Here is a 24154-nt window from a genome sequence, read left to right on the forward strand (position 1 = left end):
GTCGCAGGATGTGGTGGCTCAGCTATGGACGACCTGCGCCGAGACAGCCGCCTGGGCCTGGGTGTAGCTAGGCTCACGCAGCGGTGACGGCAGGTCGGGTTGACTGCCGGCACGCAGCTCGTCGAGGCCGGCGTTCTCGTACAGGGTCTTGAGGCGTGCGTCGGTCAGCTCGGAGGTCTTGCCGTCGAAGTACAGGCGCCCATCCTTGAGCGCGATGGCCCGATGGCAGTAGCGCCGGGCGATATCGACCTGATGCAGGGTGATGACCACGGTGCGGCCATCCTCGGCGTGAATCCGCTCGAGGATCTCCATCACCTCCCGGGCGCTGCGCGGATCCAGCGAGGCGATGGGCTCGTCGGCGAGGATGACGTCGGCGTCCTGCATCAGCACCCGGGCGATGGCCACCCGCTGCTGCTGACCGCCGGAAAGGGTGTTGGCACGCTGGTAGGCCATGCCCTCGAGGCCGACCCGAGCCAGGCACTGAAGGGCCCGTTGGCGTTCCTCGTCGCTGAAACGACCGAGCAGCGCCCGCGCCCTCGGCATGCGCCCGAGCTGGCCGATCAGCACATTGGTCAGCACGCTGAGGCGGTTAACCAGATTGAACTGCTGAAAGATGTAGCCGACCCGGCAGCGCTGGCCACGGCTGGCCCGGCGAAGGCGACCGCTGGCCTGGATCTCGCGCCCCAGCAGGCTGACGCGGCCACCGCTTTCACGGTTGCAGCAGGTCAGCCCGACCAGATGACGCATCAGGGTGGACTTGCCGGAGCCGGACGGGCCGATCAGCGCAACGATCTCCCCCGGGGTGATCTCGAAACTGACATCCTCGAGCACTCGGCTATGGCCGAAGTTCTTGTTGAGTCGCTCGACGATGATGGTGGGAATGGACATGACGCCTCTCCTCTAGGAATGGCGCCAGTCTGGACATCAAAGATGAAGGCCAGTTGTCTAGACAATGTCATTGAGATGACAAATTTCCCTGTACACGGAGCAAGCGCTCCGGTACTACCTCGCCAGAGGTATAAAAAACAAGGAGTTGGGGGCGGCTGTCATGCGGCGGTCACGTCATTGCCGCCGATTCGTCATACTCAGGCAGGGCGACCTGTCGACGAAGACGTCGTCCACTTGTACGAAAAGGAAGTTGGACAAGACGCCCTGGAAAGGGCTGCAAGGAGGCACCTGCAAGCGGCCAATCGCCACGCCCATAGCGCCAGGCGATAGAGGCCATAAACAGGCTTGAAGGGAAAACCGGCGGCTTCGGCGCCAGACTGAATCCGACACATGATCCCACGGAGGCATGTCATGCAGCATCTCAGTCTGGAGCCGGGCGCCCTGGAGGTCAGCGACCTGGCGGGAATGCGTCGGTTCTTCGAGACGACACTGGGCCTTCGGGTGCTGGTCGCCAGCGACACTGGGGTGACCCTGGAATTGGGAGGCGGCGAGAACACCCAGGTGCTGATGTTGCTGGCGAGCCACACCCCGACGCCGCCGAGAACACTGAATCTCGAGGTCGACGCCGCCAGCTTTCCTGCGCTGCGTCGACGCCTGGAAGACTGCGGACACGAGTGCGGCTTTGTACAGAGCTGGGAGGGAGACAACAGCACCTCGCGTCAGTGCGCCTTTCGGGTGGTGCTGTGCCGGATGCCGGAGGGGCACTGGCTGAGGCTTACCGCCATCGATCCGGCCCGCTGCGCCTCATCGACCCGAGAGGTCCGGGCCTGACGCTGTTGGTCAGTCATGTCCCTCGTCCCCCTCGTCTTCTGACAAAAGCCGCTGGCGGCGTTCGTCACGGAACTTCTGGACACGGTTGTTGCGGTATCGACGGGCAATCGCCACTACCAGCGCCACCACCAGCATCAGCCCCAGGGTGAGCCCCTGCCACGGGCGCGGGTGGTCCAGGGTGGTGCCGAGCACAAAGATCATCACGAAGCCGAGGGCCTGGCTGCCGATGGCCAGGGCGCGCAGGGGGTCGAAGGTCTTGGGTGGTGACATCACAGATCCTGATCAGAGAGATGGCTCGAAAACCGATGGCCCGGCAGGCGGCTCGAGATGACAGCGCGCATCGGGCGCAGTAGCCTTGCCGGATCGAGCCCACCAAGTGTACCTGCTCGCCTGCGCATTTTCGTGCTTTCGCGTTTCCCCAATGGAGTTCGCCCCATCCATGGATGCCATCGCCATCGGACCGGTGCTAGTGAGCCTGCCGCGTCTCTACGCCCTCGTCGTCACCCTGTTGCTGCTGGCCGCCAGCGCCTTCCTGCTGGGCCTGCCCCGCCGCCGCCACGGTCGCTGGTTCAACGGCCTGATGCTGGCTTGGCTGGTCGGCGCTCGGCTCGGGCACGTGCTGCCGCACTGGGCCGCCTATCAGGACAACTGGCTGGATATCATCAAGCTGTGGCTACCCGGCTACAGCGGGGTCTGGGGGCTGGTCGCCGCCGCCCTGTGGACCCTGTGGTCACTGCGTGATCGCCTTGGCGCCCTGCTCGGCGCCCTGGGTCTGACGCTGGTCGCCTCGCTTGCCTGGCTGGCGCTGGTCAGCTGGGCGCCGCTGTCGGCAAGTCCGGCGCCGCAACGCGTGCCAGAGCTGACCCTGGAAGACGTCGACGGCGCCCCCATCGAACTGGCCTCGCTGGCAGGCGGCCCCACCGGCAAGCCGCTGATCATCAATCTATGGGCCACCTGGTGCCCGCCTTGCCGGCGCGAGATGCCGTTGCTGGCCGACATCGACCAACGCGACGACGTCACCGTGGTCGTGGCCAATCAGGGCGAGCCGCTGGTTCAGGTCGCGCGCTACCTGGACGAGGCCGGCCTGGACTTTCGCTACCCCCTGCTCGACCCGCGCCAGCAACTGCTGGCAGCGAGTCAATCTCCCGGACTACCCACGACACTGCTGTTCGACGCCGAAGGGAAGCTGCTCGAGCGCCATGTGGGGGAGCTGACCCTGCCTCTGCTGGACGACTGGCTGGCGCGCTGAAACTTTGCCAACCTGAGCACATACTGCAGGTGAACCGCACCCGCAGTCTCAGGGCCGAGGGGGACACCCCGCCTCGGCCCGCCCAACCTGTCTTTTCCTGCACTGACGTAGCCTGAATCCGCCACCTCACGGCCAAGCTCATCGCTGGCCCGGGCACGGCGGCAAGCGCGGGGGCGTTTCGGGAACGCCTCGATGCGAAGGTTTCAGCCGCCATGCGACATCTGATCACGGGCATGACGATGGCGCTTAAGCCAGACTGAAGATTGCTGTAAGATACCGCGCCCTGTCGGCGGCGGGCCTGGCCCGCGACCACGAACCGTAACGACGCATCTCCCGAGGCATCATGAGCGACTTCTCTCCCGGCCAGCGCTGGATCAGCGACGGCGAGGCCGAACTCGGCCTGGGCACTATCCTGAACTGCGACGCGCGCAGCGTCACCGTGCTCTTCGGCGCCAGCCAGGAAACCCGCACCTACAGTACCCGTCTCGCCCCGTTGACCCGAGTCGCCTTCGGCAGTGGTGATCGCATCCAGTCCGCCGAGGGCTGGCAGATGACGGTGGACGACACCAAGGAAATCGACGGACTGATCGTCTATATCGGCGAAGACGACAAGGGCGAGCTGTGCGAGTTGCCGGAGGCCCGGCTGGCCGACAGCATGCAGTTCGACCAGGCCAGGGATCGTCTGCTGACCGGCCAGGTCGATCGCAACGACTGGTTCGACCTGCGCTTTCGCACCCTGCACCACTACCACCGCATCGAGCAGAACCCGGCGCTGGGCCTGGCCGGCCCACGCATCGATCTGATCCCCCATCAGCTGTACATCGCCGACGAGGTCTCCTCACGTCAGGCGCCTCGCGTGCTGCTGGCCGATGAAGTCGGCCTCGGCAAGACCATCGAGGCCGGACTGATCCTGCATCGCCTGCTGCTGACCGGGCGGGTCGAGCGGGCGCTGATTCTGGTGCCGGCGAGCCTGACTCACCAGTGGCTGGTGGAGCTGCTGCGACGCTTCTCGCTGTCGGTGACCCTGCTCGACGAACAGCAGAGCCAGGCCCATGGCGACGCCAATCCCTTCGAGGCCGGCCAGCTGGTGCTGGCAAGCCAGGACTGGCTGTTCGCCAACGCCCACCGTCAGCAGCAGGCCGAAGCCTGCGAGTGGGACCTGCTGATCGTCGACGAGGCCCACCACCTGGAGTGGAGCGAGGACGAGGTCGGCCCCGGTTACGCCTGCGTCGAGCGCCTGTCCGGCGCCACCGAGGGAGTGCTGCTGCTGACCGCGACGCCGGAGCAGATGGGGCTGGCCAGCCACTTTGCCAGGCTGCGTCTGCTCGATCGCGATCGCTACTCGGACCTGGAAGCCTTCCGCGCCGAGGAGCAGGGCTATGTGGCGGTGGCCGAGGCCATCGACGCCCTGACCGATGTCGACGGGCCGCTGGACGCCGGCGCCCGGGACACCATCGGTGCGGTCGCCGACGACGGCGACAGCCAGGCGCTGCTGGCGACCCTGTCCAACCCCGAGTGCAGCCTGGAACAGCGCCAGCAGGCCAGCGCCCAGCTGCGAGACCAGCTGCTCGACCGCCACGGCACCGGCCGCGTGATGTTCCGCAACAGCCGTCGCCACGTCGGCGGCTTCCCCGAACGTCGCCTCCACGTCGACAAGCTGGAGCTGCCGTCGTCCTATCGCCGGGTACTGCGTCGCCTGGCGCGGGACGAGGACTACCTCGACGAGCTGCTGATCGAGACCGGCCTCGACCACCCCGAGGTGATGGTCTACCTGGACGGCATGTACAGCGCCCTGACCGAGGATCCGCTCAACGCCGAGCCCTGGTGGCAGTTCGACCCCCGGGTGACCTGGCTGCTCGAACGGCTGACCGAGATGGGCGACGACAAGGTGCTGGTGATCGCCCACGACCGCGAGACCGCCCAGGGGCTGTCCGACGGCCTGCGCGTGCTCGGCGGCGTGCAGGCGCCGGTGTTCCACGAGGACCTGTCGCTGGTCGAGCGCGACCGCGCCGCCGCCGCCTTCGCCGACGACGAGGACGGCTGCCAGGTACTGGTGTGCTCCGAGATCGGCTCCGAAGGCCGCAACTTCCAGTTCTGTCGCCATCTGGTGATGTTCGACCTGCCGCTGCACCCGGATCAGCTCGAGCAGCGCATCGGCCGTCTCGATCGCATCGGCCAGCGCCACGCCATCGAGATCCATGTGCCGGTGTTCGAAGGCAGCCCCGGCGAGAAACTGCTGCGCTGGTACCAGGAAGGGATGGACGCCTTCAGCGCACCGCACGGCATCGGCAACGACCTGTTCGACGCCTTCGGCGACGACCTGGCCGAGAGCCTGCTCGACGACGAGGCCCTGGAAGAAGTCATCGGCGAGACCCGCGCGCTGTTCGACGCCAAGCTGGCCGAGCGTGACGCCGGCCGCAATCGCCTGCTGGAGCTCAACGCCTGCCGTCCCGAACGGGTCGAGTCGGTCAAGGAAGCGATCGTCGAACTCGACGAGGACCGCGCCCTGCCGCGCTACCTGGACCAGGCGCTGGACATCTTCGGCGTCGACAGTCGCGAGCTAGGCAATGACCTGACCCTGCTGTCACCAGGCTCGCACATGCTCGACGGCCTGCCGGGGCTGGTGAAGGGTGAGGAAGGCTTCACCGTGACCACCTCGCGCTCCCGCGCGCTGGCCCGGGACGACGTCCAGCGGCTGTCCTGGGAACACCCGCTGCTGCGCGAGATGATGGGCCGCATCCTCGACGGCAACATGGGCAACACCGCCCTTGCCCTGCTCAAGCATCCGGCGATCCCTGCCGGGCGGCTGATGGCGGAGCTGGTGTTCCGCACCCACTGCCCGGCACCGAAGCGTCTGCACCTCAATCGCTTCCTGCCGCCCACCGCGGTGCGGGTGCTGCTCGACGAGTCCGGTGCCAACCTCACCGACAAGGTGTCTTTCACCGGTCTTTCGAAGAACCTCAAGAAGGTCAAGAAGGCGGTGGCGCGGGACCTGATCAAGAGTCGCCACGACCAGCTGCGCGACCTGCTCGACAGCGCCGAAGCCGAGGCCCAGCGTGAGCTGCCGACGATCGTCGAGGCCGCCCAGGTGCGCATGCGCCAGACGCTGGACAACGAACTGACCCGACTCGAGGCCCTGGCGCAGCGCAACCCGTCGGTACGCGAGGACGAGATCACCGCCCTGCGCGACGAGCGCCAGGCGCTGGACCAGGCCATCGAAGGCACCCGCCTGCGCCTGGACGCCGTGCGCGTAATCGTGACCATCGACGACGACAGCCGCTAGCGGCTGTCTCGGCAAGGGCGGCCCGGCAGCGTCGCCCTCGCCACTTTCACGACGGTGGCGTCCACGACGACCGACATTTCAGCACCCGCCATCAACAAAGGAGCCCCGCGCTGTCGGTCGCAGCGCGGGGCTCCTTTTGTAGGCATGCGCCTTTCGCTGCAAGGTACCAATCGCGGGGCTTCCACCCCCGACTGGCTGGCCCTGGGGGGCTACCGGGGAGCGACCGCCAGTATCGAACAGCAGTGCTCAGGCCGTCTTAAAGAATGTCGTCCAGCGCCTTGTCCAGGGTCGGGTAGCGAAAGCTGAAGCCCTCCTCCTCGAAGCGTTGCGGCACCATCCGCGCGCCGGTCAACAACAGCCGCGACATCTCGCCGAAGGCGGTCTCCAGCACCATCGCCGGCACCGGAAAGGGCGTCGGGCGCTTCAGGTGACGCCCGATCGCTTCGGTAAACTCGCGGTTGGTGACGGGCTCCGGGGCACTGCCGTTGAAGGGCCCGCTCAGGTGCTCCTTCTCGATCAACCACAGGATCATTTCCACCAGATCCTCGCGATGGATCCAGGGCATGTACTGATCGCCCTTGCCGAGCCGCCCCCCCAGCCCCAGCTTGAACGGTGGCAGCAGCTTCTTGAGCATGCCGCCGCCTTCATCCAGCACCAGGCCGGTGCGCAGGATCGCCAGGCGCACGCCGAAGTCCTTCACGCCAGCGGCGGCCTGTTCCCAGCGCTTGCACAGGCGGTGGGCAAATTCATCATGGGGCGCTGTCTGCTCGGTTACCGGCGGCGCATCCTCGCCCCCGCCCTGATCGCCGTAGAAGCCCATGGCCGAACCACTGACCAGCACCCTGGGGGCCTTGGCGGTCTGCGACAGCTGTTCGCACAGCATCACCAGTTCCCTGGTGGCGTTGATGCGCGAATCGATAAGTCTTTCCTTCTGGGTGTCACTCCAGCGCTTGTCGGCGATGGGCTCGCCTGCCAGGTTGACCAGCACCCCGGGCGGCGCGTCGACGAAGTCCAGCGCGCTGACCCGTACATCCGCCCCCTCGGGCAGCACCTTCGCCGCCTGCGTTGGTGAGCGGGAGACCACCTGTACGCGGTGACCGGCGTCCACCAAGCGTCGACACAGACGCTGGCCCACAAAGCCACTGCCACCGGTGATCAGTACTCGCATAGCTTGTCCTCTCGCAATACACAACGATCCCTGGCCCCGACCACATACCGTCGGCCCTCTCTGACGGCAGCGACCACCGCAGCGTGCGACCAGCCTGATTTCAGCCTAGTCGGTTGTGCGCTGGCCGGTCTACGGCTTGTCTGAAAAGTGCCTGCGCTCGGTAATACGGCGTTAAAAATCGGATCAAAATGCTCATTTACACCCCGTAAACTGCGCTTTCTCACCGATTTTTGCCTTGTCTAACCTTCGCTCGTCGACTTTTCGGACTGAGCCTAGGACTTCATTTGACTCAAGTTGTACATCACTTATACGCTACATCCAAGATATTGACACCACAGGCTCGAGGAGGGCTTCCGTCGATGCTGCAGGTCGCCATCATTGGAGCGGGGTTCAGCGGCCTGGCTTGCGCCGGCCAGCTCCGCCGACACGGTCACCGTGCGGTGCTGTTCGACAAGGGCCGAGGGCCCGGTGGGCGCGCCAGTTCTCGCCGCGAGGGAGACGAATCCCTCGACCTGGGTGCTCAATACTTCAGCGTGCGTGATGCTGCCTTCGCCGCCGAGGTCGACCGCTGGGAAGCCGCAGGGGTGGCCACGCCCTGGCCGCCCTCCAGCTATCGGGTCGACGCCTCGGGCGCCTGGCATGAGGAAGGCGACGATCAACATCGTTACTGCGGCACTCCACGCATGAGCGCCATCACCCGTCACCTGGCCGCCCCCCATGAGCTGTTTGCGGCGACTCGCGTCACCCGCCTGACCGATCGCCTGGACGGCTGGTGGCTAGAGGACCCGCAGGGCGACAGCTACGGCCCCTTCGACCGGGTGGTGGTGACCGCGCCGGCGGCCCAGGCCGAACCCCTGCTGCGCCCCCACGACGAGGCGCTGGCGCAGGCCTGTCGTGAGATCCGCATGCTGCCCTGCTGGAGTGCCTGGGTGCGCTTCGACACAGCGCTGACGCTCGAGGGCATCGACGCCGACTGGCCAGTGGTACGCTTTGACCAGGGGCCGCTGCGCCTGGCGGTTCGCCAGAATCGCAAGCCCGGACGCGAGCACCAGAGCGAGACGCTTTCGCTGCTGGCCCGGGACGAGTGGAGTCAGCGCCATCTCGAGGACGACGCCGAGGACGTGGTCAGCAGGCTGACGGCAGCCCTGCAGAAGGCCCTCGCAACCCGGTTGCCGACAGGTTCCTCTCTGCCCCAGATCACGGCCAGCGGTGCCCATCGCTGGCGCTACGCCACCGCGGACCTTACGCTGGCGGCGCCCGATCACCGTCTAGGCGAGGATGGCCTGGCACTGGCCGGTGACGGTCTGCGCGGCGGACGTATCGAGGATGCCTGGCTGTCGGGCGTGCACGTCGCCGAGGCCCTGCATCGTACTGCCACCGACGCCTGAAGCGGGCGCCAGTCGCAGGCTTACCCATTTTCAGGTCATCAGGAAACCGAACATGTCATACGCACTGGTACTACTTGCACACGGCTCCAGCGATCCCAACTGGCGGGCGCCCTTCGAGCACTTCCGCGACGCCCTGGCGCCACGCCTTGGCACGCCGATCCGGCTGTCCTACATGGAGCTGTGCGAGCCGTCGCTGGAGACCACCGTGGCCGAACTGAGCGCAGCCGGCGTTACCCGCATCGAGGTGCTGCCGCTGTTCTTCGCCGCCGGTCGTCATCTGCGCAAGGATGTGCCTGCCCAGATCGACGCCCTGCGCAGCGAACACCCGGGGCTCGAACTGACGCTGCTGGCGCCGGTAGGAGAACACCCCGTGTTCGTCGAGGCGCTGGCAAGCGCAGTGGCCGATCAGGTCGGCGAGACGCTATCACCGGCCCCCTGATCAGCCCCCTAGGGCTTGTCTGAAAAGTGCCTACGCTCGGTAATACGGCGTTAAAAATCGGATCAACATGCTCATTTACACCCCGTAAACTGCGCTGTCTCACCGATTTTTGCCTTGTCTAACCTTCGCTCGCCGACTTTTCGGACTAAGCCTAGACGTTCAATCAGCGTGAGCGAAAAGCGGTAAAACTGTTGTACACTTTGTAGCGTCTGTACAGCTACGGAAACGTCGAGTCACCTACGCCATCGACAACTTCCAGGGACAGGGCGCAGCTTGCGCCTTCACAATCGCACCAGGACACGCATCGAGGCCCTCATGAGTCATACGGCGCCCCCCACCGAATCTCCTCTCTACCCCATCCGCGAAGTGTCGCGGCTCACCGGGGTCAATTCGGTGACCCTGCGTGCCTGGGAGAGGCGTTACGGACTGATCGAGCCGCGCCGCACGCCCAAGGGGCATCGCCTCTACGCTCGGGAAGACATCGAGCGGGTCGAGCGTATTCTGCAATGGCTCAACCGCGGTGTCCCGGTCAGTCAGGTCAAGGATCTGTTGACCCAGCCCGAGCCCGCCGAGACGGCACCGCCCGCCGCCGGCGACTGGACCTCGCAGCGCCGCCAGATGCTGGGCGCGGTGGATGCTCTCGACATGGATCATCTGGACGGCCTGTACCAGCAGTCCCTGGCCCTCTACCCGGTCGGCACCTGCATCAGTGAGCTGTGGCAGCCGGTGGTCCAGGAGCTCGAGGAGCGCTGGGAGGGGCAGCTTGGCGCGGCCTTGCAGCGACGCAGTCTGGAGAGCTTCCTGCGCACGCGCATCGGTATTCGCCTGTTTCACGCCAATCGCACCGCCCGTGGTTCCACCCTGCTGCTGGACACCCTGCCGGACGATGACGGTTCGCTGTGGACCCTGATGCTGGCGCTCGCCGCCAGTGAACGCGGCTACCGCATCGCCCTGATGGATGCGCCGCTGCCGTTCACCGATCTGCCGCTGGCGCTGGAGCGCCTGCGCCCCGGTGCGGTGGTGCTGTGCAGCGGCAAGGCCGAACGCTCCGACGTGGTCCGTCGACTGCTGCCTCGCCTGGCCGAACAGCTCGACACTCCGCTGGCGCTGTGCGGCCCGGTGGCACGCATCCGCGCCGCCGAACTGGCCGACAGCCAGATCGAGGTGCTCGGTGACGACATCCCCATGGCGCTGGACCGGCTGAGGCCGCTGATTCGCCAGCACTGAGCCACGACAAGACAGCCTGATCATCCCCGTCGCGGCGCGATGCCCCCTCTAACCACGACACGATTCGCGGGAGCTCCCCATGCCTGTCACTCTGGTCTGGTTTCGCAGCGATCTGCGTATTCACGACAATACTGCGCTTTACCACGCCGCCCGACGCGGCCCGGTCATCGGTGTCTTTCTGCACGCCGAGCAGCAGTGGCGCGAACATGGCCACGGCGACAACAAGCTCGACTTTCTGTGTCGTGGCGTGGAGGCCCTGGGCGAAGCCCTGGCCGAGCGCAATATCCCGTTGATCCAGCGACAGGTAGCGCGCTTCGACGACGCTCCCCAGGTGCTGATGGCGCTGGCCGAGGAGCTCGGCGCCGACGCCCTCTATTTCAATCGCGAGTACCCTCTCGATGAGGTCAAGCGCGACCAGGCGGTGCTGGCGCAGGCCGAGCACAGCGGCCTCGAGGCGCGTGCCCTGCGCGACGCCGTGGCCTTCAGTCCCGGCGAGCTGCTGACCGGCAAGGGCGGCTACTACGGCGTCTTCACCCCCTTCGCCAAGGCCTGGCACAAGGCCATCAGCGCCGAGCGACTCGAGGTGCTGGACCCACCGGAGCGCCAGGCGCCGCTGGAGCTGTCCTCCAGCGCCAGCCGGCGCCCCGACTATCCAAACAAGAGCGTGGATGGTCGCCACTGGCCGGCCGGCGAGGAGGCCGCCAGTGACCGCCTGTCGCGCTTTCTGCGAGGTTTCCCTGACAGCCCGGCGAAGCGCTACAAGGAGCAGCGGGACTTCCCGGCCAGACGCGGCACCAGCGAGCTATCGCCCTATCTGGCGCTGGGCATGATCTCCTGGCGTCAGTGCATGCAGGCGGTGATGGCGATCAACGACGGTAGCTTGAGCGACGGCGACGCCGGCCTGACCGCCTGGGTCAGCGAACTGGTGTGGCGAGAGTTCTACCAGCACGTGGCCACAGGCTTCCCCAGGGTATGCCGCCATCGGGCCTTTCAACGCCACACCGAGGCCTTGGACTGGCGCGATGCCCCCGAGGATTTTGCCGCCTGGTGCGAAGGACGCACCGGCTATCCGCTGGTCGACGCCGCCATGCGCCAGCTGGTCGCTACCGGCTGGATGCACAATCGCCTGCGCATGGTGACCGCCATGTTCCTGTCCAAGCACCTGTTGATCGACTGGCGACGTGGAGAGCGATTCTTCCTCGAGCACCTGGTCGACGGTGAATTCGCCGCCAACAACGGCGGCTGGCAGTGGGCGGCGTCCACCGGTACCGACGCCGCGCCCTACTTCCGCATCTTCAACCCCACCACCCAATCCGAACGCTTCGATCCCGAAGGCGAATTCATCGCGCGCTGGGTGCCGGAGCTTGCATCACTGGCGCCGAAGAAGCGACATGCCCCGACCCGGGATCTGCTCACCGACCTCGACTACCCCGCCCCCATCGTCGACCACCGCGCCGCCCGCGAGCGCGCACTCGACGCCTTCAAGAGCCTGTCGAAGGACGCGGGATAAGGACACTGTCTGGCTTGGCCTGGCGTGAGATAGCCCGGCACAAGCCAGCGTCATCCTGTGGTCCCTTTGCTGATCCGCCCCAGCCCGATCCACCTCAGTCCGATCTGCCGACGACAACAACACCGACAAGGAGCCCCCATGATCCAGGACCCTGTGCTGGCGACCTTCTGCGACACCTTCAATAAACTAGACAATACCTGTACAGAAAAGCTATACAGTATATATTCTAGTGACATCGTCTTTATCGACCCCTTGCATCGGGTGGAAGGCATAGAGGCACTGAAGCGCGACTTCGACGCCCTGTACGCCAACGTGATCGACTGCCGCTTCCGCTTTCACCATGGCCTGCGGGACGGCGACCGGGGCTTCGTGTGCTGGACCATGGCGCTGCGCCACCGGCGCCTTTGCAAAGGCCGCCGGATCGACGTGGAAGGCTGCTCGGTGTTGCGCTTCGCCTCACCGGACGGCGGCAAGGTGGTCCACCACCAGGACCACTTCGACGCCGGTGCGCTGCTCTACGAGCGCCTGCCGTTGCTCGGCGCGGTGATACGCAGCATCAAGCGATACGCCGCCGGTTGAGGCTGGCAGCGCCGGTCGATGCCCGCGCCTTCGGTAAATATACGCACCGTCGGCTGAAACCATGGACGGCGCCGATACGTAGCTGACAGCAGGCCCAGAATTCTGATCCGACCTTGTACAACAAGAGTGAGTCTCGACAAGCGTGAATCGCAGCGAGCGTGAATCGAGCCCACAGCAAGCTCAGACAGCAAGGCCGCACCGCAAAAGGAGCGACAGTAGATGGCACGCGACCCCAACCCTCAGCGCATCTGGCTGACCGGCGCCACCTCCGGCATCGGCGAGGCACTGGCACGACGCCTGCTCGACGATGGCCATCGCGTCGCCCTGACTTCGCGCGGCAAGGCTGGCCTGGAACGACTGGCCAAGGATCACGAGAATGCCATGCCGGTCCCCGCCGACATCACCGACCGCGCGTCGATGCAGGAGGCCGCCGCACGCATCGACGAGGCCTTCGACGGCCTCGACATGGTGATCTTCAACGCCGGGACCTGCGTCTACCTCGACGGCGGCCGCGTCGACACCACCCTGGTTCGCGACAACTTCGAACCCAACTTCTTCGGCACCATCCATGGCATCGAGGTGGCTCTGCCGCTGTTGCACAAGGCCCGACGCCAGGGTGCCCGCCCGCAGATCGTGGCGACGTCCAGTGCCTCGGCCTATCTGGCGCTTCCGCGTGCCGAAGCCTACGGCGCGTCCAAGGCGGCACTGAGCTACTTTCTCGAGTCGCTGCGACTCGACCTGGCCCATCAAGGCATCGACGTCAGCGTGATCCACCCCGGCTTCGTCAAGACGCCGTTGACCGAACGCAACGACTTCCCCATGCCCATGGCGGTCACGCCGGAACAGGCGGCCAAGGCGATCTTCGAAGGACTGTCGGCACGCCGACGGGACATCCACTTCCCGCGGCGCTTCACCTACCTGCTCAAGCTCATGGGCATCTTGCCCCTGCGGCTGAGGATCGCCCTGGGCAAGCGCCTGGTCAGGCGCGAAGACGATGACGATTCCACCCCCCACAAGGAACGCAACCAATGACTCGCCTTCAACCGCCGTTCGAGGCCCAGCGCATCGCGGTGATCGGTGGGGGTATCAGCGGCCTGGCCGCCGCTCGCTACTTGAGCGCGCGTCACCAGGTGACGCTGTTCGAGGCCGCCGACCGGCTGGGGGGACACACCGCTACCGTGGATGTCAGCCTGGACGGACGGGACTACGCCATCGACACCGGCTTCATCGTCTTCAACGACCGCACCTATCCGCACTTCCAGCGCCTGCTGGCACACCTCGGGGTGAACGCTCAGGCCACCGAGATGAGCTTCTCGGTGCATCGCACCGACCGCGACTTCGAGTACAACGGCCACACCCTGACCTCGCTGTTTGCCCAGCGTCGCAACCTGCTGCGCCCTGCGTTCTACCGCCTGCTGGGCGAGATCCTGCGCTTCAACCGACTGGCCATCGCCGATCTGGCGCGACCGGGCCAGGATACGTCCAGCGATGCCCTGCTGATGCCCCTTGGCGACTATCTCGATGGCCATGGCTTCAGCGACGACTTTCAGCGCCACTACCTGCTGCCCATGGGAGGCGCCATCTGGTCGGCCAGCCTGGCCGATATCCGCGCCTTTCCCACACGTTTTTTCCTGCGCTTCTTCCACCACCATGGGCTGCTGTCGGTCAACGACAGGCCCCAGTGGTACACCGTGGAAGGGGGATCGCGCGGCTATATCGATGCCATGGTGGCGCCCTACGCCGACGCCATCCGCCTGGCGACGCCGGTGCGCGGTATTCGTCGGGAACACGACGGCGTGGTGCTGCGCACCGATGCCGGCGAGGAACGCTTCGACCAACTGGTGCTGGCCTGCCACGCCGACCAGGCGCTCGGGCTGCTCGATGACCCCAGCCACGCCGAACGCGAGGTGCTGTCGGCGTTGCCCTACGCCGACAACGAGGTGGTACTGCACACCGATACCCGCCTGCTGCCGCGCCGTCGGCGCGCCTGGGCCAGCTGGAACTATCGCCTCGACGGCCGCGGCGACGCTGACCGGGTCTCGGTCACCTACGACATGAATATCCTCCAGCGCCTGAGCGCGCCGCACACCTTCTGCGTGACCCTGAACGACGCCGACAGCATCGACCCGGCCAAGGTGCTCGGGCGCTTTCGCTACGCCCATCCCCAGTTCACGGGCCAGGGAAGCCTGGCCCAGGCGCGTCATGCCGAGATCTCCTCTGCGGCGCTGCGTACTCACTTCTGTGGCGCCTACTGGCGCAACGGCTTTCACGAGGATGGCGTATGGAGCGCGCTGCGGGTGGCAAAGGCGCTGGGCTGCGAGGAAAGCGACCATGAGCGGCTGGAGGCGGTGGCACCATGATCGCCAAGCCGCGTTCGCGGATCTACCGCGGCACCCTGCGCCATCGGCGCTTTCTGCCGCGACCCCACGAGTTTGCCTATCGCGTATGGATGGCCTGGCTCGACCTGGAGGAGCTGCCCGAACTGTTCGACCGGGTGCCCGGCTTCAGTGCCCGCAGGCCGGCGCTGGCCCGCTTCAGGCGCGAGGATTACCTGCCGGCACGGGGCAGCGAGATAACCCTGGCCGACGCCGCCAGGGCCGAGGTCCGCGAGCGCCTGGGCCAGGCGCCCCAGGGCCGCGTCTGCCTGCTGACCCAGCTTGGCTCTCCCTGGGTGTCGTTCAATCCCATCTCGCTCTACTACCTCTACCACGAACCCGACGGCGAGGGACGCGAGCGTCTGGGCGCGATACTCGGTGAAGTCACCAATACCCCCTGGCGCGAGCGCACCCGTTACGCTGCCGCGGTAGACCCCGAGCGTCACAGCCACCGCGCTGAGTTCGACAAGGACCTGCACGTATCGCCCTTTCTGCCCATGGGCATGACTTACCACTGGCGCTTCAACAGCCCGGGGCGTGAGCTCGCCATGCACATGGAGACCTGGCGGGATGGCCAGCGCCACTTCGATGCCACCCTGACCCTGGCAGGCCGGCCGGCTACTCGACCGGCGCTGCTCGCCGGCCTTGCGCGGCAACCCTGGATGGCCACCAAGACCCTGGCAGCCATCCATTGGGAGGCAATCAGGCTGTGGCTCAAGGGCGTCCCGCTGCACGATCACCCACCGCCGGCCGAAGGCCTCTCATCCAGATCCGAGGAGACTCCGTCTTGACCACACTCAGGAGCGAACAAGGCGTCACCATCAGCCGACGCGGCGACAGGCTCAGCCACTGGCTCAAGCCTCGGGTGCTGGCGCAATTGGGCCAACTGCGCCACGGCAGCATCACCCTTGTCGACGGCCATGAGCGCCATCAGCTTGGGGAACAGGGGGAACTGAGCGTAACCCTGGTGGTACGCCGCAGTCGGGTGTGGAAGCGCATGGCGCTGGGCGGCACCCTGGGGGCGGCAGAAGCCTACATGGACGGTGACTGGGACGTGGACGATCTGGTCGGACTGGTGCGCCTGTTTGCGCGCAACATCGACCGGGTCAATGACGATGTGGAAGGCGGCCTGGCCGGCCTGGGACGCGCCCTGCTGTCCACGCTGCTGCGTCTGCAGCGCAATACCCGCAAGGGCTCCCGGCGCCACATTGCGGCCCACTACGACATCGGCAATGACCTGTTCGCGACCTTTCTGGACCGTGAACACTGGATGTACTCCAGTGCCATCTTCCCCTCCCCGGAGGCTACCCTCGAGCAGGCCTCGACGCACAAGCTCGATGTCATGCTCGACAAGCTGGACGTCAGACCTCACCACCACCTGCTGGAGATCGGCACCGGCTGGGGCGGACTCGCGATCCATGCCGCCCGTACCCGCGGCTGCCGGGTGACCACCACCACCATCTCCCGCGAGCAATACGAGCATACCGCTCGCCGCCTGGCCGAGGAGGGACTCGAGGACCAGGTCACCCTGCTCAACGAGGACTACCGCGAACTTAGCGGGCGCTACGACCGGCTGATTTCGGTGGAGATGGTGGAGGCGGTCGGCGCCGACTACCTGCCGCGCTACCTCAAGACCCTGGACCAGTTGCTGGCGCCCCAGGGGCTGGCGTTGCTGCAGGCCATCACCGTACGTGACCAGCGCTATGAAGCGGCGCGCAGAGAGATGGACTTCATCAAGCGCTACATCTTTCCCGGTGGTTTTCTGCCATCGCCCACGGTACTGCTGCAGAACCTGACGAAACACACCTCGATGAACCTGGTCGATCTGGATGATATCGGCCCGCACTACGCCCGCACCCTGCGTGAGTGGCGCCAGCGTTTCGAGGCGAGCCTCGATCAGGTCGGCAAGCTGGGCTACGACGAGCGTTTTGTGCGGATGTGGCGCTACTATCTGTGCTACTGCGAGGCGGGTTTCGCGGAGCGCACCATCAGCACCTGCCACCTGTTGCTGGCCAAGCCCGATGCGCGGCCGCGAACTCGGCTCGGCAAGCCGTGATCAGGGGACCGATGCCCCCCCGCTGGCAGGCCTCGCTGCTCAATGTGGCGGGCTTCCAGCTGGGCTGGTTCGGCTGTGTGCTGATGGGCGCCTGGGCCGGCGGAGCCATTGCCCTGGCGGTGATCGTGGCGCACCTGCGCTGGCTGGCCAAGCCCGGAGAATGGCGCTGGTTGCTGGGGTTTCTGCTGGCTGGGGTCGTGATCGATGGCTCGCTGGCGGCGTTGGGCGGCTATCGCTTCGACCCGCAGAGCCCGAGCCTCGGTCCGCTGGCGTTGTGGCTGCTGTGGCTATGGCCGCTGTTCGCCACCCTGATTCATCACTCGCTGGAGTGGCTATGGACGCGCCCCTGGCTCGCCGCCCTCGGCGGCCTGATCGGCGGCCCCTCGTCCTACCTGGGCGGCGCGGCACTGGCGGGCGTCGAGCTGGCCGAGTGGCTGCTGCCGACCCAGGCGCTGATCTGGGCCTCGCTGTGCCTGGTCATCGGCATCGGCCTGCGTCGACGCTCAGGCTGAACAAGGGCTAAAGGCGCCATCAGGCCACCGCCTGACGGGTATTGGCCTCTTGACGGGTAGCGCTTTCCCGCCACAGGGCTTCGAGCTCGTGGGCCGGCATCGGCCGGGCGTAGAAGTACCCCTGCACCTCATCACAACCGGCCTGGCGCAGGTAGTCGCGCTGTTCTGCGGTTTCGACGCCCTCGGCCAGTATCTCCAGTGACAACCCTCGGGCCATCGCCGTGACCGCGTTGACGATGGCCGCATCGGCGCTGTCTCCCGGCAGCGCCTTGATGAAGGCACGATCCAGCTTCAGCTTGTCCAGCGGCAACTCCTTGAGATAGCCCAGCGACGAATAGCCGGTACCGAAGTCGTCGAGGGCGATGCGATGGCCCAGGTCACGCAATCGCTCCAGGCGCGGCACGATATCGCCGCCACGATCGTCCAGCAGCACCGACTCGGTCAGCTCGAGCCCCAGCCACTGGGACGCCACGTCATGGCGCGCGCGGCCGGTGGCCAGGGTCTTCTCCAGGTCGCCCTGGAACAGCTGCATCGCCGAGATGTTGATCCACACCGGCAGCGGCGATAGCCCCCGCGAGCGCCAGTGGGCGAGCTGGGTCAAGGCCTGATGAATCACCCAGTCACCCAGCGGCGCCATCAGTCCATGACGCTCCGCCAAGGGGATGAACTCCGCCGGGGAGATCATCCCGTCGCGGGGATGACGCCAGCGCAGCAAGGCCTCCATGCCGATCATGGCGTCATCGGCGAGGCGATGTTGCGGCTGGTAGTGAAGTTCCAGCTGCCCTCCCTGGGCCAGCGCTTCCCGCAGGTCATTGAGCAGCGTCAGATTGGGACCGTCGCCGACGTCCAGGGCAGGCCGAAAGCGCTGGCAGCAATTACCGCCATGGCGGCGGGCGGACGCCAGCGCCGCCTCCATGCGCTGAAACAGCACGCCATCATCGTTGCCGTCTTCCGGGGCACGACAGCTGCCGATGGTAATGCCGAGCCTCAAGGTGCTGCCGTCGATCTCGAACGGCTCCCCCAGATGGCTCCTCAAGCCCTCGACCCAGCGCTCGTGATCGTCGTAGGTAGTGGTACGCAGGACCATGAATTCGTCCCCACCCAGCCGCCCAACCACACCGCCGGCCACATGCCCGGCCAGGCGCTTGCCGAAACGTGCCAGCAATCGATCACCGGCGCTGACACCGAGGCCGTCGTTGATCTCCTTGAAACCATCGATATCGATCAGCGCCAGATCCAGACACTCACCGGCACGCAGATGACGCAGGCGCGAGGCCAGCAATTCATGAAGACGGAAACGGTTGGGAAGCCCGGTCAACGGGTCTTCCCGACCGATCCGCCTGAGGTCCTGCTCCCGGGCCTTGCGCAGCGAGATATCGGTAAAGGTGGCGATATGGTGCTCGGCGCGGCCATGGGGGTCGGTGATCACCTGGACCTCCAGCCACATGGGGTACTCGCTGCCATCCTTGCGTCGCTGCCACAGTTCGCCTTCCCAGCGACCGGCGCTGATCAGCGCCTGCCAGAAGCGCTCGAAGAAGGCGCTGTCATGGCGCGCCGCTGCCAGGTTGCTGGCGCTGAGGCCGGCCACCTCGGACAGCTCGAACCCCGAGAGCTCGGTAAAGGCCGGGTTGACCGCCTGGATACGGTGCTGATCGTCGGTGATCATCACCGCCTCCCCCGACTGTCGCATCACCTGCTCGGTCAACCGCGAGCGACGCTGCTCGAGCTTCACCTGACGCCAGCCGTCCCACATGGCCACCGCCATCAGCAACAGCGCACCGAGCCTGAGCGAGACGCTCGGCAGCCACAGGACGGCTGACATCGCCGAGAGCCCGAGCCAGATCAGCGGGCGATTGAAAGATAACCGAGGCCACATGGTCGAATTGGACTCCCGCGATAGAGAACTCGAAAAAAGTGTGCTGTCGTTATCGGCGCTTTCCCCCGAATCTGTAGTGTCAAAGCAGACTTTCTGTCTACCACGACCATGATCGAAGGCCCACGGGGTGCATTCAGCCCCCACGAACAGTAGACTAGGCAGGCCGCATGGCGGCAGATTGCCGTGCGCGGCGTACATCACTTCGACTCTCGGAACGCTCCAGTGACCAAGCAACACTCTTTTGATCGCGATGAACTGCTGGCTTGCAGCCGCGGTGAGCTGTTCGGCCCGGGCAATGCCCAGCTGCCGGCCCCCAACATGCTGATGCTCGACCGCATCACGCGCATTTACGAAGAGGGTGGCGAGTACGGAAAGGGCGAACTGATCGCCGAGCTCGATATCCGCCCTGACCTGTGGTTCTTCGATTGCCACTTTCCGGGCGACCCCGTCATGCCCGGCTGCCTCGGCCTCGATGCCATGTGGCAGCTGGTGGGCTTCTACCTCGGTTGGCTCGGTCACCCCGGACGCGGCCGGGCGCTGGGCTGCGGCGAGGTCAAGTTCAGCGGGCAGATCATGCCTGACGCCCAGAAGGTCACCTACCGCATCAATATCAAGCGCGTCATCACCCGCCGCCTGATTCTGGGCATGGCGGACGGCACCGTTTCCGTCGATGGCCGCGATATCTATCAGGCCAACGACCTGCGTGTCGGCCTGTTCACCTCCACCGCGAATTTCTGATCAGGAGGCTCCCATGCGACGAGTGGTAGTCACCGGTCTGGGCATCGTGTCGTGCCTGGGCAATGACCGGCAACAGGTACTCGAGGCACTCAAGAACGGCCAGTCCGGCATTCGTTTCAAGGAAGAATACGCCGAGCGTGGCTTCCGCAGCCACGTCGCCGGCGTGGTCGACATCGACCTGGACGAACTGGTGGACCGCAAGCTGCGCCGCTTCATGGGTGACGCTGCAGCCTACGCCTACGTCTCCATGGCCCAGGCCATCGAGGATTCCGGCCTCACGCCCGAGCAGGTGTCCAACGAACGTACCGGCTTGATCGCCGGGTCCGGCGGCGCCTCCAGCGCCAACCAGGTGGAGGCCGCCGACGTGATGCGCGAGAAGGGTCTGCGCCGTGTGGGCCCTTACAGGGTCACCCGCACCATGGGCAGCACCGTCTCGGCCTGTCTGGCGACCCCGTTCAAGATCAAGGGCGTGAACTACTCCATCTCTTCTGCCTGCGCCACCTCTGCCCACTGTATCGGTTCCGCCATGGAACAGATCCAGCTCGGCAAGCAGGACGTGGTATTCGCCGGCGGCGGCGAGGAGGAACACTGGACGCTGTCGTGCCTGTTCGACGCCATGGGTGCGCTGTCGACCAGCTACAACGACGACCCGCAGACCGCCTCTCGCCCCTACGACAAGAGCCGCGACGGCTTCGTCATCGCCGGCGGCGGCGGCATGCTGGTGCTTGAAGAGCTCGAGCACGCCAAGGCTCGCGGCGCCAAGATCTACGCCGAGGTGGTCGGCTACGGCGCCACCTCCGACGGCAAGGACATGGTCGCGCCGTCAGGTGAAGGCGCCATTCGCTGCATGCGCCAGGCCATGGCCAGCGTCGACGGCGACATCGACTACATCAACACCCACGGCACCTCCACGCCGGTGGGCGATGTGGCCGAACTCAAGGCGGTGCGCGAGGTCTTCGGTGACAGCACCCCGGCGATGAGCTCCACCAAGTCTCTGACCGGGCATTCCCTGGGCGCCACCGGCGTGCAGGAAGCGATCTACTCGCTGTTGATGATGGAGAACGACTTCATCGCCGCCTCGGCCAACGTCAGCGACCTGGACGACGAGGCCCAGGGCTTCGATATCGTCACCAGCCGCCGTGATGGCGTGAAGCTGGATCGCGTACTGTCCAACAGCTTCGGCTTCGGCGGTACCAATGCCTGTCTGGTGCTGCAGCGCTTCAACGACTGATCCAGCCCGGCCAGGTAGTAACACGACGGCGCCCCTCGGGGCGCCGTCGTTGTTTGTGGATAGCGCTATTCCCACTACCAGGGAGAGCAAGACGATATTGCTGACAAAGTATTCCCTGAAAAACACGAAAAATGAGTAGGTTTGTTGCGCTGCAACAGCGCGTGCTACAACTCCAAACACGGTCAGCTTGCGCTCCAGAAAATCACGTCGCGATCCTGCGCGCGCAACAGCCGATCAGGACCTTGTCCTGCAGGAACCTTCCCGACTCCCTCTTTCATCAAGGATGATGAGCATGAACCTACGCCTTACGCTTTCTGTCGCCGTGATTGGCTGCACCAGTCTGCTGAGCGGCTGCGAGAACATGTCTACCGACAGCATGATCAACACCGGACTCGCCGGCTTCAACGCCGCTACCATCAGCGACGCCGAGGTCAGAAACATGTCTGACCAGAGCTGCCAGCAGATGGACAGCCAATCTGTCCTGGCGTCGCCCGACTCTGAGTATGCACAGCGCCTGGAACGCATTGCCGACCGCCTGGGCCACCAGATCGAAGGTACCCCGGTCAACTACAAGGTCTACATGACCGACGACATCAACGCCTGGGCCATGGCCAACGGCTGCGTGCGTGTCTACAGCGGGCTGATGGACATGATGAACGACAACGAGATCGAGGGTGTGCTGGGCCACGAGCTGGGCCACGTGGCCCTGGGGCATAGCCGCAAGGCCATGCAGACGGCCTACGCCACCTCGATCGCCAGGGACACCATGGCGGCATCCGGCAACAGCGCGATGGCGGCTCTGTCGAACTCCCAGCTGGGTGATCTGAGCGAGAAGTTTATCAACGCCCAGTTCTCCCAGAGTCAGGAAAGCGACGCCGACAACTTCTCCTTTGATCTACTGACCGAGCGAGACATCCCGCGCGAGGGCCTGATGACCGGCTTCCAGAAGTTCGCTGAGCTCACTGGCGGTGAAAGCAGCCTGATGTCCTCACACCCGGGCTCCAAGGAACGCGCCGACAATATCCGCGAGCGCCTGGCCAACGGCTGATCCTTTGACCGCGTAATAAAGAAGCCTCTTCCAGGGAAGAGGCTTCTTGCTACCGGGGCCCGCTAGAGCTCAGATGTGGCTGGAGACATCCTTCGCCGAGGCGGTGGCGCCGGGCTGTTGCTGCGGCCTCGGCACGCTGGAAATCTCTTCCAGGCGCGCCTCGATCCAGGCTTCGGTCTCGACCAGCACCTCTTCAGGGGTGCGTCCTTCGGTGGCGATGGGCTCACCCACCACCAGCGAGATGCGGCCAGGCCGCTTGATCCAGTCACGCCCCGGCCAGCATTCGCCGGCGTTGTGGGCCACCGGCACCACCGGCACCCCGGCGCGACAGGCGATTACCGCCCCACTCTTGTTGTAGCGGCGACGCTTGCCTGGCTCTACCCGGGTTCCCTCGGGAAATATCAGCACCGACAACCCCTCCTTGAGCCGCTGGCCTCCCTGGCTCAGTACCTGGCGCATGGCCCGGGCAGGCTTGGAGCGGTCCAGGGCGATGGGGTGCAACAGGCGCAGCCCCCAGCCAAAGATCGGAAAGTTCAACAGTTCCTTCTTGAGCACCGTGCACACCGGAGGCTTGAGCAACTGCAGATAGACGGTTTCCCACTCGCACTGGTGATTGGACAGGATCACCACCGGCCCATCGGGCAGTTTTTCACGCCCCTTCATCTCGTAGCGCACCCCGCACACCAGACTGAACCAGGCGATGATGAAGTGGTTGTAGAGGTTGAGCAGCCGATAGCGCGAGCGCAGCGGCAGCAGCGGCGCCGGCGGCAGAAACAGCAAGCCACACACCAGCATCGCGGCAAAATAGCCAATATAGAAGATCACGCTGCGCAGCAGATTCATGCGTCCTTCCCCTGACTCGTCGCCTGGCAGGCCACGTCTTCCCGCGCCCGACACCAGGTGTCGAGCATGCGACCCACCTCGAGCCGCCAGGGCTTCTGGTGTACCCCGAACACTTCCAGCACCCGGCGACAGTTGAGTACCCGGCGCAACGGCTGATCATGGTGGTGGCTGAGCGCCTTCACCTCGCCCAGCGCGATGTTTTCGCCCTGACCTTCCAGACGCGTGCCCAACTGGGTGCGCACCATGCACACGAAGGTATAGGCGCTGACCGGCTCTACCCCGGCCAGATGGTAGCTGCCCCAGGCATTGGCGCCGCAGGCCTGCTGCTGCAGCATGCCGATCAGCGCCATGGCCACGGCATCAGCGGACGTCGGGCACAGGGTCACGTCGGTCTCGGCGGGCACGGTGCCGCCATCGATCAGGGTATCGAGCAGTTCGCCGAGCCAGGCGTGGCTACCCTCCAGGGCGAACATGGGACCGACCCGCACGATCAGGTGCTCGGGGCACTCGGCACGGATACGGTCGCCCGTCGCCACCAGCCGGCGCAGCCCCTCGTCCCGGGGGGCCGGAATCACGTGCTCGTCGATGGGCGAATCGTGGCCATCCTCGTAGAGCTGGTCACAGACGCACCACACCAGCGGTATGCCGACGTCACGGCACGCCTCCATGCAGGCCTCGACCGCCTCGGCGTGTTCGACCACCGCGGCGGGCGGCACGCTGAAGGGGCGCGACAAGGGGGGAATGATCAGCGCGTCCGGCGCCAGCGTACGCAGCGCTTCAGGATCCACGCGGGTCGCGGGATCGATCACCAGCTCGGTATCACCGCGCCGATTGCTTTCCCGCGCCAGGGCCAGGGACAGACAATGCCCGGCGTCCAGAATCAGCAGCTTCACGACGACTCCTCGTCCATGAG

At 65.7% G+C, this 24154-nt stretch carries 22 protein-coding genes; 16 read left to right on the forward strand and 6 right to left on the reverse strand.

What is annotated here, in order from left to right; all coding sequences use genetic code 11:
* Window positions 1–18: 18 nt before the first annotated feature.
* The gene (phnC, locus tag NKF27_RS18390; protein ID WP_253554181.1) at window positions 19–888 is read right to left on the reverse strand and encodes a phosphonate ABC transporter ATP-binding protein; all 870 of its coding nucleotides are present in this window, start codon (window positions 886–888) and stop codon (window positions 19–21) included.
* Window positions 889–1299: 411 nt separating this feature from the next.
* On the opposite strand from phnC, the gene NKF27_RS18395 reads away from it, so the two are divergent.
* Window positions 1300–1719, forward strand: a complete 420-nt coding sequence (locus NKF27_RS18395) for a glyoxalase/bleomycin resistance/dioxygenase family protein (RefSeq protein ID WP_045994223.1) — start codon at window positions 1300–1302, stop codon at window positions 1717–1719.
* Between the two features lie 9 nt (window positions 1720–1728).
* Here the strand turns inward: NKF27_RS18395 and NKF27_RS18400 are convergent, their stop codons facing one another.
* Window positions 1729–1989: a hypothetical protein gene (locus NKF27_RS18400; RefSeq protein WP_253554183.1), complete on the reverse strand. Its 261-nt coding sequence runs from the start codon at window positions 1987–1989 to the stop codon at window positions 1729–1731.
* 169 nt (window positions 1990–2158) lie between these two features.
* On the opposite strand from NKF27_RS18400, the gene NKF27_RS18405 reads away from it, so the two are divergent.
* Both NKF27_RS18405 and rapA read left to right on the forward strand, forming a co-directional pair.
* Window positions 2159–2968 (forward strand): TlpA disulfide reductase family protein, encoded by an 810-nt coding sequence (locus tag NKF27_RS18405; protein ID WP_108133442.1) that lies wholly within the window; start codon window positions 2159–2161, stop codon window positions 2966–2968.
* Window positions 2969–3311: 343 nt separating this feature from the next.
* Window positions 3312–6251, forward strand: coding sequence for an RNA polymerase-associated protein RapA (gene rapA, locus NKF27_RS18410; RefSeq protein WP_253554186.1), 2940 nt, complete (start codon window positions 3312–3314; stop codon window positions 6249–6251).
* A gap of 256 nt (window positions 6252–6507) precedes the next feature.
* On the opposite strand, the gene NKF27_RS18415 is transcribed toward rapA, so the two are convergent.
* Entirely contained in the window at window positions 6508–7419 is a 912-nt protein-coding gene (locus NKF27_RS18415; protein ID WP_253554188.1) for a TIGR01777 family oxidoreductase, read from the reverse strand.
* 359 nt (window positions 7420–7778) lie between these two features.
* On the opposite strand from NKF27_RS18415, the gene NKF27_RS18420 reads away from it, so the two are divergent.
* The 10 genes from NKF27_RS18420 to NKF27_RS18465 all read left to right on the forward strand — a co-directional run bounded on the left by NKF27_RS18420 (window position 7779) and on the right by NKF27_RS18465 (window position 17505).
* Window positions 7779–8807 carry an NAD(P)/FAD-dependent oxidoreductase gene (locus NKF27_RS18420; protein WP_253554189.1) on the forward strand — a complete coding sequence of 343 codons (1029 nt, stop codon included), beginning with the start codon at window positions 7779–7781 and terminating at the stop codon, window positions 8805–8807.
* 52 nt (window positions 8808–8859) lie between these two features.
* Window positions 8860–9246, forward strand: coding sequence for a sirohydrochlorin chelatase (locus NKF27_RS18425; RefSeq protein ID WP_108133438.1), 387 nt, complete (start codon window positions 8860–8862; stop codon window positions 9244–9246).
* 315 nt (window positions 9247–9561) lie between these two features.
* Window positions 9562–10473 carry a MerR family transcriptional regulator gene (locus NKF27_RS18430; RefSeq protein ID WP_045990818.1) on the forward strand — a complete coding sequence of 304 codons (912 nt, stop codon included), beginning with the start codon at window positions 9562–9564 and terminating at the stop codon, window positions 10471–10473.
* Between the two features lie 79 nt (window positions 10474–10552).
* Window positions 10553–11983, forward strand: coding sequence for a deoxyribodipyrimidine photo-lyase (gene phrB, locus NKF27_RS18435; RefSeq protein ID WP_253554190.1), 1431 nt, complete (start codon window positions 10553–10555; stop codon window positions 11981–11983).
* A 138-nt stretch (window positions 11984–12121) separates the two neighbouring features.
* A complete protein-coding gene (locus NKF27_RS18440) occupies window positions 12122–12562 on the forward strand; it encodes a nuclear transport factor 2 family protein (RefSeq protein ID WP_253554191.1) in 441 nt (146 codons plus the stop codon).
* Between the two features lie 219 nt (window positions 12563–12781).
* The gene (locus NKF27_RS18445; RefSeq protein ID WP_253554192.1) at window positions 12782–13594 is read left to right on the forward strand and encodes an SDR family oxidoreductase; all 813 of its coding nucleotides are present in this window, start codon (window positions 12782–12784) and stop codon (window positions 13592–13594) included.
* Window positions 13591–14922, forward strand: a complete 1332-nt coding sequence (locus NKF27_RS18450; protein WP_253554199.1) for an NAD(P)/FAD-dependent oxidoreductase — start codon at window positions 13591–13593, stop codon at window positions 14920–14922. The genes NKF27_RS18445 and NKF27_RS18450 overlap by 4 nt, the downstream gene beginning before the upstream one ends.
* Window positions 14919–15728 carry a DUF1365 domain-containing protein gene (locus tag NKF27_RS18455; RefSeq protein ID WP_045990823.1) on the forward strand — a complete coding sequence of 270 codons (810 nt, stop codon included), beginning with the start codon at window positions 14919–14921 and terminating at the stop codon, window positions 15726–15728. Before NKF27_RS18450 ends, NKF27_RS18455 begins: the two co-directional genes overlap by 4 nt.
* Window positions 15725–16993 (forward strand): cyclopropane-fatty-acyl-phospholipid synthase family protein, encoded by a 1269-nt coding sequence (locus tag NKF27_RS18460; protein WP_108133432.1) that lies wholly within the window; start codon window positions 15725–15727, stop codon window positions 16991–16993. Before NKF27_RS18455 ends, NKF27_RS18460 begins: the two co-directional genes overlap by 4 nt.
* Before the next feature lie 11 nt (window positions 16994–17004).
* Window positions 17005–17505: a DUF2878 family protein gene (locus tag NKF27_RS18465; protein WP_253554202.1), complete on the forward strand. Its 501-nt coding sequence runs from the start codon at window positions 17005–17007 to the stop codon at window positions 17503–17505.
* 19 nt (window positions 17506–17524) lie between these two features.
* Here the strand turns inward: NKF27_RS18465 and NKF27_RS18470 are convergent, their stop codons facing one another.
* Window positions 17525–19381: a bifunctional diguanylate cyclase/phosphodiesterase gene (locus tag NKF27_RS18470; RefSeq protein WP_045990826.1), complete on the reverse strand. Its 1857-nt coding sequence runs from the start codon at window positions 19379–19381 to the stop codon at window positions 17525–17527.
* A 222-nt stretch (window positions 19382–19603) separates the two neighbouring features.
* On the opposite strand from NKF27_RS18470, the gene fabA reads away from it, so the two are divergent.
* The 3 genes from fabA (at window position 19604) to NKF27_RS18485 (ending at window position 22398) form a co-directional block, all read left to right on the forward strand.
* Window positions 19604–20119, forward strand: coding sequence for a 3-hydroxyacyl-[acyl-carrier-protein] dehydratase FabA (gene fabA, locus NKF27_RS18475; protein WP_045990827.1), 516 nt, complete (start codon window positions 19604–19606; stop codon window positions 20117–20119).
* Between the two features lie 13 nt (window positions 20120–20132).
* A complete protein-coding gene (fabB, locus tag NKF27_RS18480; protein ID WP_045990828.1) occupies window positions 20133–21350 on the forward strand; it encodes a beta-ketoacyl-ACP synthase I in 1218 nt (405 codons plus the stop codon).
* A gap of 292 nt (window positions 21351–21642) precedes the next feature.
* Window positions 21643–22398, forward strand: a complete 756-nt coding sequence (locus NKF27_RS18485) for a M48 family metallopeptidase (protein ID WP_253554205.1) — start codon at window positions 21643–21645, stop codon at window positions 22396–22398.
* Window positions 22399–22467: 69 nt separating this feature from the next.
* On the opposite strand, the gene NKF27_RS18490 is transcribed toward NKF27_RS18485, so the two are convergent.
* Together NKF27_RS18490 and NKF27_RS18495 are read right to left on the reverse strand one after the other, a co-directional pair.
* Entirely contained in the window at window positions 22468–23241 is a 774-nt protein-coding gene (locus NKF27_RS18490) for a 1-acyl-sn-glycerol-3-phosphate acyltransferase (protein ID WP_253554208.1), read from the reverse strand.
* Window positions 23238–24134, reverse strand: a complete 897-nt coding sequence (locus tag NKF27_RS18495; RefSeq protein ID WP_108133427.1) for a sugar nucleotide-binding protein — start codon at window positions 24132–24134, stop codon at window positions 23238–23240. Before NKF27_RS18495 ends, NKF27_RS18490 begins: the two co-directional genes overlap by 4 nt.
* Between the last annotated feature and the right edge of the window lie 20 nt (window positions 24135–24154).

This window comes from Halomonas sp. DN3, assembly GCF_024137905.1.
Taxonomy (GTDB): Bacteria; Pseudomonadota; Gammaproteobacteria; order Pseudomonadales; family Halomonadaceae; genus Halomonas; species Halomonas litopenaei.

Coding starts and splice junctions, on each gene's coding strand:
- phnC (WP_253554181.1), bottom strand. CDS start 888: ATGTCCATTCCCACCATCATCGTCGAGCGACTCAACAAGAACTTCGGC.
- NKF27_RS18395 (WP_045994223.1), top strand. CDS start 1,300: ATGCAGCATCTCAGTCTGGAGCCGGGCGCCCTGGAGGTCAGCGACCTG.
- NKF27_RS18400 (WP_253554183.1), bottom strand. CDS start 1,989: ATGTCACCACCCAAGACCTTCGACCCCCTGCGCGCCCTGGCCATCGGC.
- NKF27_RS18405 (WP_108133442.1), top strand. CDS start 2,159: ATGGATGCCATCGCCATCGGACCGGTGCTAGTGAGCCTGCCGCGTCTC.
- rapA (WP_253554186.1), top strand. CDS start 3,312: ATGAGCGACTTCTCTCCCGGCCAGCGCTGGATCAGCGACGGCGAGGCC.
- NKF27_RS18415 (WP_253554188.1), bottom strand. CDS start 7,419: ATGCGAGTACTGATCACCGGTGGCAGTGGCTTTGTGGGCCAGCGTCTG.
- NKF27_RS18420 (WP_253554189.1), top strand. CDS start 7,779: ATGCTGCAGGTCGCCATCATTGGAGCGGGGTTCAGCGGCCTGGCTTGC.
- NKF27_RS18425 (WP_108133438.1), top strand. CDS start 8,860: ATGTCATACGCACTGGTACTACTTGCACACGGCTCCAGCGATCCCAAC.
- NKF27_RS18430 (WP_045990818.1), top strand. CDS start 9,562: ATGAGTCATACGGCGCCCCCCACCGAATCTCCTCTCTACCCCATCCGC.
- phrB (WP_253554190.1), top strand. CDS start 10,553: ATGCCTGTCACTCTGGTCTGGTTTCGCAGCGATCTGCGTATTCACGAC.
- NKF27_RS18440 (WP_253554191.1), top strand. CDS start 12,122: ATGATCCAGGACCCTGTGCTGGCGACCTTCTGCGACACCTTCAATAAA.
- NKF27_RS18445 (WP_253554192.1), top strand. CDS start 12,782: ATGGCACGCGACCCCAACCCTCAGCGCATCTGGCTGACCGGCGCCACC.
- NKF27_RS18450 (WP_253554199.1), top strand. CDS start 13,591: ATGACTCGCCTTCAACCGCCGTTCGAGGCCCAGCGCATCGCGGTGATC.
- NKF27_RS18455 (WP_045990823.1), top strand. CDS start 14,919: ATGATCGCCAAGCCGCGTTCGCGGATCTACCGCGGCACCCTGCGCCAT.
- NKF27_RS18465 (WP_253554202.1), top strand. CDS start 17,005: ATGCCCCCCCGCTGGCAGGCCTCGCTGCTCAATGTGGCGGGCTTCCAG.
- NKF27_RS18470 (WP_045990826.1), bottom strand. CDS start 19,381: ATGTGGCCTCGGTTATCTTTCAATCGCCCGCTGATCTGGCTCGGGCTC.
- fabB (WP_045990828.1), top strand. CDS start 20,133: ATGCGACGAGTGGTAGTCACCGGTCTGGGCATCGTGTCGTGCCTGGGC.
- NKF27_RS18485 (WP_253554205.1), top strand. CDS start 21,643: ATGAACCTACGCCTTACGCTTTCTGTCGCCGTGATTGGCTGCACCAGT.
- NKF27_RS18490 (WP_253554208.1), bottom strand. CDS start 23,241: ATGAATCTGCTGCGCAGCGTGATCTTCTATATTGGCTATTTTGCCGCG.